This is a genomic window from Isoptericola sp. NPDC057391, assembly GCF_042668085.1.
Classification (GTDB): Bacteria; Actinomycetota; Actinomycetes; order Actinomycetales; family Cellulomonadaceae; genus Isoptericola.
This window is the reverse complement of the sequence record NZ_JBHVBO010000199.1, coordinates 1-7,211: the sequence shown is the minus strand read 5'-3', so window position 1 is coordinate 7,211 and position 7,211 is coordinate 1. Positions and strand designations below refer to the sequence as shown.

The 7,211-nt window shown below is 73.3% G+C and carries 7 protein-coding genes; 2 read left to right on the top strand and 5 right to left on the bottom strand.

The window, feature by feature from the left end; genetic code table 11:
• Positions 1-65: 65 nt before the first annotated feature.
• From ACFUVW_RS18225 to ACFUVW_RS18205, 5 genes are all read right to left on the bottom strand, one after another.
• On the bottom strand, positions 66-188 hold the full coding sequence (locus ACFUVW_RS18225; RefSeq protein WP_430572721.1) for a hypothetical protein: 123 nt from the start codon (positions 186-188) through the stop codon (positions 66-68).
• Positions 189-290: 102 nt separating this feature from the next.
• Entirely contained in the window at positions 291-2,825 is a 2,535-nt protein-coding gene (locus ACFUVW_RS18220; protein WP_430572720.1) for a CHAT domain-containing protein, read from the bottom strand.
• A gap of 16 nt (positions 2,826-2,841) precedes the next feature.
• Complete coding sequence (locus ACFUVW_RS18215) at positions 2,842-4,596, bottom strand: S8 family serine peptidase (protein WP_430572719.1); 1,755 nt, start codon at positions 4,594-4,596, stop codon at positions 2,842-2,844.
• A gap of 127 nt (positions 4,597-4,723) precedes the next feature.
• A complete protein-coding gene (locus tag ACFUVW_RS18210; protein ID WP_430572718.1) occupies positions 4,724-5,245 on the bottom strand; it encodes a carboxypeptidase-like regulatory domain-containing protein in 522 nt (173 codons plus the stop codon).
• Positions 5,242-5,877, bottom strand: coding sequence for an RNA polymerase sigma factor (locus ACFUVW_RS18205; RefSeq protein WP_430572717.1), 636 nt, complete (start codon positions 5,875-5,877; stop codon positions 5,242-5,244). The genes ACFUVW_RS18210 and ACFUVW_RS18205 overlap by 4 nt, the downstream gene beginning before the upstream one ends.
• A gap of 279 nt (positions 5,878-6,156) precedes the next feature.
• Here ACFUVW_RS18205 and ACFUVW_RS18200 point away from each other — a divergent pair, with 279 nt between their 5' ends.
• Positions 6,157-6,564, top strand: a complete 408-nt coding sequence (locus tag ACFUVW_RS18200; RefSeq protein ID WP_430554662.1) for a DUF4383 domain-containing protein — start codon at positions 6,157-6,159, stop codon at positions 6,562-6,564.
• Entirely contained in the window at positions 6,561-7,139 is a 579-nt protein-coding gene (locus tag ACFUVW_RS18195; RefSeq protein WP_430572716.1) for a hypothetical protein, read from the top strand. Before ACFUVW_RS18200 ends, ACFUVW_RS18195 begins: the two co-directional genes overlap by 4 nt.
• The last annotated feature ends 72 nt before the right edge of the window (positions 7,140-7,211 follow it).

Below are 7,211 nucleotides of genomic sequence, written 5' to 3'. Positions count from 1 at the left end.
GGGGGGGGGGGGGGCGCCGCGGGGGCCCCCCCCCACCGCCCGTCCTGAATCAGAGGTCAAGCACCTCAGCTGCTCGTGAACGGGTGCTGCGGGCCCGGGGGCTCCGCCGACGCCGTCGCCGCGGCGCCCACCACGGCGGTGGCGGCGAGCAGCAGACCAGCGATGACGCGGGTGGCGCGTGTCTTCATCGAACGTCCTTCCGTCGGTTGTCCCGCCTTGCGGCGGGCTGCCGAGTTCGGCTCCGACATCACACCGGTCGCGGGGGGGGTGAGCACAAGGTGTCGTCCACATCACAAGACGAGCGGGCCGAAGCACACCAGCGGCACAGGCTCCGGCTCGTCGGCGACGGCGCGGGCGAGCGCCGCGCCCGGGCGCAGGCCGTCGCGCAGCCCTTCGTGCAGCGCTGGCATGACCCGCACGGCGACGTCGTCCCGCAGCGGCGCGACCGCCGCGATTACGGCGCGCGCCCCCATGCGCAGCAGCACGCTCGTCAGGCCGAGCGGCTCGCCGCCGTGCCGGATGCTCGCCGAGCCGACGTCGCACGCCGACAGGACGACGACCGAACGCGACAGATCCCGCCCGTCCAGCTCGTGAGCGAACAGCGGGCCGTCGGCCAGGAGCAGGCTGGAGAAGACCGGGTTGTCCGGCTCGTGGGTCCCGTGCGCGGCCAGGTGGACGACCGACGCCTGCTCGACCGCGTCCGCGACCGCTGCACAGGTCGCGTCGCCATCCAGCAGCGCCTCGCTCCCCCACACGCGCGCCACCTCGGCCGCCTCCGCGCTCGCATGTCGCAGCCCCGGACCCGCGACGGCCAGTGCCGACCCTGGCGCCCACCCCGCGTGCCCGCTGGTGACCCAGGAGTTGACCACCGTCGACAGCCCCCGTCGCGACGGCAGCAGCGACCACGGCACGGAGACCAGCCGGTCGCGCGCCGCGATGTACACCGGGCCCTCGACCTCGGCGCCATGCAGCAGAGCGTCGTCGAGCCAGGCGAGGCTCCGGAAGAGGGACTGGGACGCCGTCGTCCGAAGAGGCTGCGGGAGCAGCGGGTTCGACAGGGCCTGGAGGTCAGCCCGGACCCGGCGCACCTGCTCGAGCGTCGGGGTGAGCGGTGCGAGGTCGAGCAGGCGGGACCCGTGTGCGTCGACCCGGACGGCGCACACCCGGTCCTTGATCATCATGAGGTCGAGCACCACGCGATCCGACCTCGCGCCCTCGAGCGACCTCCGCAGCTCGCGTGCCGACGTGGGCCGTGGGACGTCCGCGTGCCCGTCCGCGTGCCACGACCTTTCGCGTGCCTGGCTCTGCAGACGCCGCGCGTCCCGGCGGAGACGGACCTGTTCGAGGGCCGAATCCGGGTCGCCCTCGAGCTGGCGAGCGCGCTCCGCGAGCCGTCGTGCGCCGCTGACCAGCGCAGCCATCTCGGGATCCTCGGGCGGGCGAACTCGCCCGGAGCCGGCGAACGTGGCACGTCCTCGCTCGACGGCGTCGAAGACCGCCTCCGCGCGCCGCGATCGCAGAGCGGCCTCCAGGTCCACAGCCTGGAGACGGATGCCGTGGGCCGACGCCGCGGTCACGGCCTCGACGGCGCCCAACCGTTGCCGCTGCTGAGCCAGAAGGCGGTGACCCCTGCGCACCGCAGCGAGCCCAGCGCGCCGATCGTCCGCCGCGAAGGCCACCAGAGCCCGGACCACCTGGGCGCGCACCTGGGTGCCCAGCGAGAGCCCCGCGGCCGGCGGAAGCAGGCGCAGACGTTCGCTGGCCGCCTCGGGCACCCCTCCGCGCACGGCGCTCTCGGCGACGACCAGCTCGAGGTCGACGGCGATGCGGTCGGCTCCCGGCACCGTCCTGGCCCGTTCTGCCAGCTCTGCGGCGTCGTGCGCCAGTCGCAGGAAGGCGCGGGGTGGTGCACCGCCGTCGACAAGGATTCCGTGCCTGGCGTCGATCGAGATCAAGCCAGCCCGAAGATCGAGCAGTTCGTGGCCCGCGCGCCGTGCGCGCCCCCGGACCCGCCGGGCGAGAGCGTTCGCCTCGGCGTAGCGCCCGAGGCCGACGAGGCACCGCGCCTGCCCGATCTGCGCGTCGATGAGGTCCCGCCACGCGCGGGTGTCCGCCAGGACCGTCGCTGCGCGTCCGAGGGCGTCCGCCGCCTCCGACACCAGACCCGCCTCGTAGAGGACGGCAGCCTTGTCCATCAGCCCGATGCCGGCATGCTCTGGCGGTGCGTGCCGAGCTGCCTCGTCCATGGACCGCAGGGCGGCGGGAAGATCGCCGCCGAGGAACCAGGCGTAACCCAGGTTGTGCTCCGCCATGAGCTCGACCGCGGTCTCGCCCACGTCGTGGGCGAGCAGACGACCGCGCTCGAGATCATTGACCGCAACATCCAGCTCGCCGGTCTCGAGACAGAGCCAACCTCGATTGATGAGGACTGGGACCAGGTCCCGGTCCTCGCTGATTCCGTCCAGAGCCGAGTCGAGCTCTCGCCTGGCGAGACCCAGCTCCCCCATGCGCATCAGCTGCAGGCCGCGGTGGCCACGGACGACCGCCACCATCGAGTCGTCACGAGCGCGCACCGCCAGGTCATGTGCAGCGTCGAGGTCCCGCATGACCGCGTCCCGGTCGGTGCCCCGCTCGTACTCGCAGGTGGCGATACCCACGAGTACCCGAGCACGGGCGCGGAGAACGTCCTCCCGGGTCTCGTCGAGCTGATCGAGCCTGCGCAACGCGGCCCGATACGTCCGCAGTGCGAGACCGAACCGGCGGTGCGATCGAGCGCTCGTCCGTGCCCGCTCGACCTGATCCAGCACGGCCTCGAGACCGTCCACGCCTCACCTCATGTCCCTACGCGGGTTGGGCACCTCCCACCGACAGCCCGCCGGTCGCTTCGGTGATGGCCGACCAGATCTGCTGCACCCTCGTCTGCCCGAGAGTAGTCGGGTCCGCGTCGGCCCCCAACGCCGGTGAGCCCTGGCGCAGGCGCAACAGATCACGCGCGATCTCTCCTGCGAGCACGGGCGCCGCGAACGACGTACCGCTCCAGGTCGCGAACCCGCTCTGGAATCCCTCGGGGTCGATCGTGGACCGGTACTGGTCCGAGTGCCGCTCCTTCATGCGCAGCGAAGGTGTGATCGGCCCGTCGAGCGTCGTCGGGACGGTGCTCACGACTCCGGCCCCCGGTCGGAGGCACGTGACCCACGGGCCGTCGTTGCTGAAGAGGGCGGTCGTCCCGTCCGGATTCAGCGCTCCGACGGTCAAGATCGGCGGGCGGTCCTGCGACGTGTCCCCCGCGTCGGTGATCGTGGGGGGCACCGCACGACGGTCGACCTCCGGCGCAAAGGCGGCCGGGAACTCCGGCCGCGTCTCCCCGTCGTTCCCCGCTGCGACGACGATCGCGACCCCGGAGTCCCGCAGCCGCGCCAGGACAGCTCGGAGCGGGTGATCCCACCGCATGTCCTCGGGTCGTTCGTGGTAATAGCCCATCGACAGCACCACGACATCGATCGCCACGTGGTCGTCGCACCCCTCCAGCCCGCGTTCGTGGAACCTCGCGAGGCGGCGCAGCGACTCGATCACGTCGGACTCGGCGGCCACGCCTGATCCCCCGACGGTCCTTACCGGGAGGATCAATGCGTCGGGGCACACCTGGTGCACGATGCCCGCGATGAACGTCCCGTGCCCCGCGACGGGGTCGAGCGGGCCGGTCAGGGGTGACGTGCTCGCCCCGCCGATCTCGGCGTCCTCCTCCGGAAACGTGGCCACGGGGTAGGTGCCGATCGGGTCGTCGCCCAGCAGCGCGTCACGGATAACGACTCCGTTGCCGTCGGGCGCTGCGCCGGTCCCGTAGCTTCCGAACCACTCATGCGTCCCGACCCCGGTGTCGAGTATCGCGACGACAGGGCGGCGAGCGCCGTCAGGGGTGCGCCACATGTCGCCGTCCTCCCGCACGGTCCGTACGGGGGCGCCACCCAGCCAACGTACCGGCGTCCGTCCTCCCGAACCGGGTACGCCGTACTCAGCGAGCCCCCCGGCCGGGTGGGTCGAGAAGGGGTGCGTCGAAAAAGGGTGCGTCGAAAAAGGGTGCGTCGAAAAAGGGTGCGTCGAAAAAGGGTGCGTCGAGAACGGGTGCGTCGAGAACGGATGCGTCGAGAACGGCAGGGCCGACATCACGTGGTCGAGGCTGAGGGACCACGACGTCGACTCGTCGTCGCCGTCTGCCTCGAGGGCTCCCCACGCGTCGGGTTCTGCGTCCTGGTTCTCCGGGAGCAGCCGGAGGACGAAGCCGTGCTCCTCGTCCACGCCTTCGAGCGGGTCGTCGTCCGCCCCCTGCGCGTCGGGCCGGTACCGCACCTGGAGCCCGAGCCGGCATCCCTGACGTCGCGCTTCCCGTTCGACGCGCGTCGCTGCGCCGTCGTCGTCGGGGTACTCGACGTCGAGGAGACGAGGACGCGGGTCCTCGGTGCCCGGGCGGCGGAGCCGCTCACGCAGGCCGTCGGGCAGCTCACCGTGCACGATGACGCGGTCGGCGACGTACCAGGTGGGCTCGACCGCCCGGCGTCCGGGACGTGCACGCAGCGCGTTGGGGTCCAGGTATCGCATCGGCGGGTCGACAGGCCGCATCGGTCGGCCTGACGGGCCGCTGGGCGTCTCGGTCACGTGTCCTCCTCGTCACGGGCGCGCCGGATCGGCGCACGTTCTCAGGTGGGCGCCTGTCGCGCCCGCCGTCTCAGAGCTCGATGACCGGCGTGGCGACGGTGACGTCGCCGCCGTCGGGCAGGCGCACGAGCAGGCTGGTGGGGCCGCGGTCGACGGCGGTGAAGGCGAAGCGGCCGTCGTCGTCCGCCGTGGTGGTGCGCTCACCGCCGGGCTGGCGCAGCTCGACGACGAGCGTGGCGGCGGGCGCGACCCAGCCGTCGAGGCGCACGTGGGTACCGTCGTCGTCCGTGGACAGCGCGATCATCACGGTGAGGCGCTCGTGCGTGAACGTGATGGTGCGCGCCTCGAGCGGCGGGGCGTCGCCGCGCACGGACCCGACGGGGGCCTCGATCTGCTGCAGTTCCATCACCTCGGCCTCGAGGCGCGCGAGCGTCATCGCGAACAGCGACCGCTCGACGAGCCCCTCGGGCACGGGGTCGACCGCCTCGACGGCGCGGCCGAGGCGCCCCAGGACCGCGACGTCGCGCGCGTCCAGGGCCTCGTCCTCGCCGGGCACGGGCTCGCCCCACGCGTTCTCGTGCTTCTGGCTCATGTCCACGAGGCCTCCCCCTGTTCCGTGAGGACGGCGCGCAGCTTGGCCAGGCACCGTCCCCGTGTGGCGCCGATGCTTCCCACCGGCATGCCGATCGACGCCGAGATCGCCTTGTAGTCCGGGCGGTCGGCGAGCGAGACGAGTCGCAGCAGCTCCTGGCAGCGCTCCGGGAGCCGGCGGAGCGACGACCAGAGGATCCGGTCGCGCTCGTCGGTCAGCACCTCGGCCTCCGGGCCCGGGCGGGCGTCCGGCAGCGCCGCGGCGCCCTCGGTCACGTCGTCCGGCAGCTCGGTGCGGCGGCGCAGGTCCGCGCGCCCCTTGCGCACCGTCTCCCAGGCGGCCCGGCGGGCCGTCACGAGGAGCCACTTCAGCACGGCCTTCGGCTCCGCGATCGTCTCCGCGTGCCGCACGAGCGCCGCCCACGTGGACTGCACCACGTCGTCGGCGACGTCCCGGTCGACGCCCTGGGCGCGCACCGTGTGCCACAGCAGCGGCGTCGCCTCACGGACCAGGTCGGTCAGGGCGTCGGTGCGCCCCTCCCGGAACTCCAGGATCGCCCGCGCGGCCCGGTCGCCCAGGCTCTCGTCGGCGTCGGGCGCCCCACCGAGCGGTTCCTCAGTGGCTCGTGTCATGGCTGTTCGCACCTCGTGGGGGCTCGTCGAAAAGCCGGGGCGGCCGCGCCCCGGAGCCTCCGAGCCTACGGCGCGCGCCGACGACGCGGCAGGAGGAAGTTGCATCGACATGCAAGGACCTCCTCCTGCAGCGCTCGTGCGGAGCTGCGTACTCGTCATCGTCCGGAAAGAGGGCGGCACGCACCGCGTGATACACAGGCCCATCCGGCCGGCCGACCGCTCCGAACCACCTCCGAGCGCGGGACCACCCCGCGCCCGACAGAAGAAGGAGAAGCCACCATGGGCTCGTCCGCGAACCGTCTCCTCGCCGCAGTCTTCGGCGCCGTCTACCTGCTGGTCGGCCTGGCCGGGTTCGTCGTCACCTCGGGCGTCGGCTTCGCCGCCACGGAGGGCGAGAAGCTCCTGTTCTTCGAGGTGAACCCGCTGCACAACATCATCCACGTCGCGATCGGCGCCGCCCTGCTCCTGGCCTCGCGCTCGGTCGCGGCGGCCAAGGGCGTCAACGTGACCGTCGGCGCGGTCTACCTGCTGGTCGGCGTCCTCGGCCTCTTCCTCGTCGGCACGGGCGCGAACATCATCGCGCTGAACGGCGCCGACAACGTGCTGCACCTGGCCAGCGCCCTCCTGCTGCTCGGCGTCGGGCTGGGCGCGGATCGCCGCGCCGAGACGGGCGTCGCGACGGCATGACCCGGACCGCGCCCCTGGCCCGCCTCCTCGTCGCGTTCGCGCTCGTCGGTGCCGGCCTGGTCAACCTGGGCCTGGTACGGGGCGCGCTTCCCCGCCCCCACGGCGTGTTCTCGCTGGTCGTCGGCGCGACCGAGATCGTGGTGGCGGTGCTCGTCCTGCGCGGGACGGCGATACGCGGCGCCGATCCCGCCGTGCTCGCCCGGCTCGCCGTCGGGGCTCTCGCCGTGACGAGCGTCCTGGGGATCGCGATGGGCGTCACGCAGGGGATCCACATCGGTGCGGCCGCCGCGGCCGCCGCCCTCCAGCTCGCTGCCGCCTGCGTGGTGGGTGCCACGGCCCGACCGGGGCAGGGCAGGCCGGATGCCGACCGACCCGACGGGTCCCGGACCGCGCCTGCGGCGACGACCGCCGGGCGGAGGCCGCGAGCCGCCGTGTCGCTCGCGATCCTCTTCGTGGGCGCCGTGGCCGTCTCCACGGTCGCGTCCGCCGGCCTGACCGACACGGAGGCGGGGGCACGGGCCGTGCCCCACGGCCAGCACCAGCTGCCCGGCCTCGAGAGTCACCACGGCCCATGACCCGGACCCACCCCCGACGCACCGCAGGGTTCCGGTGAGACGCCGACGGCCCGGCACCCACGGGGGGTGCCG